This is a genomic window from Acidobacteriota bacterium, from assembly GCA_030949985.1.
Taxonomy (GTDB): domain Bacteria; phylum Acidobacteriota; class Polarisedimenticolia; order J045; family J045; genus JALTMS01.
In genome coordinates, this window is record JAUZRX010000105.1 from 1 (window position 1) to 3958 (window position 3958).

A 3958-nucleotide genomic window follows, 5' to 3' on the forward strand; every position below is an offset into this window, starting at 1 on the left:
TCTGGGAGGAGTCGATGGCGTAGAGTTCCGTCGCCCCGGCCGGCCAGGGATCCGCCGTCACCTTGCGAGCCAGTACGCGGAAGCGATCTACCGCGGAGGCATCTTTCGCCGTCTGCCTCACCTGGCGCCAGATGCGGAAGGTCAGAACGGCTCCTTTGGGTACACCGCTGATCTGCGGTGAGTCCAGGGTCGCCACCTGCTGGCCGGCCTGGGCGTAGTGGCAGTTCGCATCGCCGATGTACCAGGCGTTTTCGCCCAGGCAGCTCGTGCTGTCGGTGGTGGACCAGCCGCTGGCGGCCCAGGTGCTGTCACCGGGGGTGTGACTGGAGGCGAAATCGCTACCCGCCTGCCGCTCGATGCGGGTCGGACGACCCGCCGCGTCGTAGGTCAGTACCGTCTTGTGACCCCAGGCGGCGCCCAGGGCGTCCCGGGTCTCGGTGGGCTGGCCCAGTTCGTTCCAGGCCAGGGTCTCGGAGGTACCGTTTTCCGGATGGGTGGCGCTGGTCTGCCGGCCGAGGGCGTCGTAGGCGAAGGTGCGGATCTGCTCGTCCACGTTGCTCGTGGCGTAGCGGTCGTCCGCCGTCGGCGCCATGGACAGGGCATCGACCAGGTTGACCTTGGTCAGATTGTCGCTGACGTCGTAGTCATAGACCGCGTCTGCGCCCTCGGCGCTGTCCACCGCCACCAGGCGGCCGAGACCGTCGGTGTAGTAGGTGGTCACCGCATCCTGGGCCTGCTCGGTCTGCTGGCCGGTAGCGATGCCGCGCACGGTCACGGTCTTGTTGGTGCCGAAGTAGTCGGTCTCGGTCACCTCGCCCAGAGGCCCGGTCACCTTGCGTACCCGACCGAAGGGATCGTCCACCACGTAGTCGGTGCCGTCGATGTTGGTGACGTAGGTGTATTCCTCGGTCGTACCAGGCAGCGAGCCGTCATCGGTAGCGCTCGACGTCCACTCCGAGACGAAGCTCTCCCTGCCCTTCTCGTCGTAGCGCACGTGCTGGTAGGCGCGGCTGCCGTCGGCATCGAGCTTCTCCTTCTTCGTCACCCGGCCGGCGAAGTCGTAGTGCTCGATGGTCTCCGTCAGGCCGTCGCCGGCCCCGCGCCAGGTGCGGATCGCCCTCAGGCGCTGGCGCCCGTCGGCGAGGGACTCGTTCTGGTACTCGTAGTGGGTCGCCGCCAGGTCGCCCACCTGCTCGATGACGGGACGTCGCAGGGCGTCGTAGCCGTAGGTCTTCGAGATCGCCAGCGGATCGCCCGCCTGGGTGCTGAAGATCTCCTCCTTCGTCACCAGGCTCGTGTCCGGGTCCACCGTGGCGATGGAGTCGTAGTACGGTAGCGCGACGTTCTTCTTCGTCGCCTGCACGCCGAACTGCCAGGTGAAATCCGTGCCGAAGGCCTCTTCCGTGGCGCCACCGAAGCGCACACCCTGGTGAGAGACGTTGCCGGCATCGTCGTATTCGAGAAGCGTGACGATGTCGCCGCTCTGCTCCCCGATGGCCCCGAGAGTATTGGCGCAAGCGTCGATGGTGATGCTGACCGGATCGAGACGGGCCACGCTGGCCTGCACCCTGCCGGTCGTGGTGTCGTAGGCGTTCTGGGTGAGCGTCTCGATATCGGTCGCCCCCCCGCCCGCGGGCCGCGTGCCCACCCACTGGCTCGCCACCACGCCAGGTAGCCAGGCATCGATCAGTTGCTGGGACGCCGAGCAAGCGTTGCCCGGCGAGGACTCGTTGTCGATGGCGTAGTCGGTGTGGGCGACCTTTTCCCAGTTTCCAACGCCGTTGCCACTGAGAACGGTCGTCTCGTAGCGACCGTGGTAGTCTTCGCCATCCCAGGTTACCCAGTCCTCAGACCGCCTCTCGACGACGGTCGGCACTCCGGAAACCACGTCGTCGAGATAAGTCGTCTTCTCGCTCTCGAGTGCGGCGTAGCCCACCGACGTACACAGGCTCTGCTCACCTCCGCTTTCATCGAAATAGGAGTGGCGCCACGATCTTTCGACCTTGCGGACCAGATTCCTCGAACCATCCTCGGCGACGGCATAGTCGAACTCAACCTTCGGCTTACCGAAATAGGCACTGTCTTCCGGTCTGTTCCTCCTATCACCCAGGTCCCCAAATCTGCTGGAAGTGTCATAGCGGATGGCAACCTCGTTGCCGTCCGGGCCCCGCATCCAGTTCTCGGCGTCGTAATAGTGATCCCGCATCTTGCACGCATCTTGCGTTGCATCGCATACCTCGGTGATCAGCGGTCCAGAGGGCCCCGCCCGCTGCAACAGCGAGTCCTCATCAACCCAAAAAGTCCAGGTCTGGTGGTTGGAAGCCGCAGTGTTGGCCTCATCACCATCGACGAACACTTCCTTCTTGGAAAGCCCGACGAAGTAAGCATCGGAGATCCGGGAGTTCATCATGCAACCGCAAGGGCCACTGCCGATCTCCCTCGTGCGCTTTCTCCATTCGTGACGAAACGGCTGCCAGGTCAGTTTCACGAGCTTCCCGGAGGGATAGTGGATGCGTTCCATTCGGCCACCCCAATCATTGCCGTTCCTGTGCTCGAACTTGGTTATCGAAGGATCGCTGTCGGCATACCCGTAAACGATCCCGTAGCCCTCCGGGGTCGTCACTTTTCGAAGCAAATCGACAGGCTGGATCCAGCTCGGCGCTGGATCGCCGTTCCGCGGCTCCGTTCCCCGGATCGTCAGCTCCTTGCGTTCGTACTCGAACTGGAAACAGGAGGCGGAGAGATGACCACCCGTACCATCGGGAGAACCCGGGAAGCAGACTTGTTCGACGTGGCCAAATCCTGTGGCTGCCGGGTCGAGGCCGATCGTCACGATTATCGCTCTCTGGGCGCCGGACTCTCCGTCGTGGGAGTCCTTGATCCTGGAAATCACATAGTCGAAAGGGGCTTCCTGATACTCGACATCGATATACGCCGCCAGTTGACCGGCGATCTCCTCACGATTGCGAATACGGGTGACGTAGTAACCGATATCCTGCCGGTCGTATTCGTAGATGGGGTTTTCCGCCGTCCCTCCAACCGGATCCGTCGATGGCCGACCCGCGATGAAATAGGGACGATTCGTCGCGCACCCTCCACTCGTATCGATCTCCCTGAACTTCTCGCCAGTGACCCGGTGCTGGAGTTCCAGGACCCTCCCGTCCGCTAGCCAGACCTCCCACCAGGACTGATCACCTCCGGTTCCTCCACCACTGCTGTAGTACCTCGCCCGGATGAATTCACCGTCCCGGCTAGCGTAGGAGCCATCAGCTTCGAGAAACAACACGTATGAACCGCCATCCGGAGCGATATAGGCCCATTGCCCCGGTGCTCCCCCCGTACTGCAACCCGTCTGATCCCGGCAGAAACCGCCGTCTCTCTTCACTATCTTGCCCAGGTGAAACTCCCAGCCGAGACCCATTGCGTTACGGCGTGGGAAGGAAAGGTAGGTGTAGGCGTGTTTCTTCGGATCCGAAGAGAAACAGGGCTGCTCCGCGCATTGCCAGACCTTGTCCGTGTAGATATCCGAGTTGTAGACCCGCCCGAGCTGCAGCGTGAGTCCACCGTCAACCGGGCGGCCGAATCCCACCTGCTCGGTGAGATTAAGCATGAAATGGAAGTTGAAGGCATCCACCTCAGCACCACCGATGGAGAAGTACAGGTGGTCCTTCTTGTAGCCCCTTCTATTATCCATGAAGTGCTTGTCAGCATCGGGCTTGTAGCCCTCGGTCTGCGATGCCGCCCCCAGGGCGTCAGGAATGCAGGCGCAGATCAGCGCCAGACAGACAGACAGACAGACAGACAGACAGACAGCGAGAATCTACCCTGAACGAGCGGGCCATGGCGAGCATCTTTCCCCCAGGACGGCACCCCGTCTACCGACCCGCGCCCCGCGTTGCATCCCGCCCCCGGGCGACTGCACCCCGTTGCGACGCCCCTCGATCGGTGAGGTGCGCTC

Annotated in this window: 1 protein-coding gene; it reads right to left on the bottom strand. The window is 62.9% G+C overall.

The genetic code is table 11. The features are described 5' to 3' along the window. A partial coding sequence (locus tag Q9Q40_14885) for a hypothetical protein (protein ID MDQ7008504.1) occupies positions 1–3694 on the bottom strand: 3694 nt, incomplete at its 3' end. Between the last annotated feature and the right edge of the window lie 264 nt (positions 3695–3958).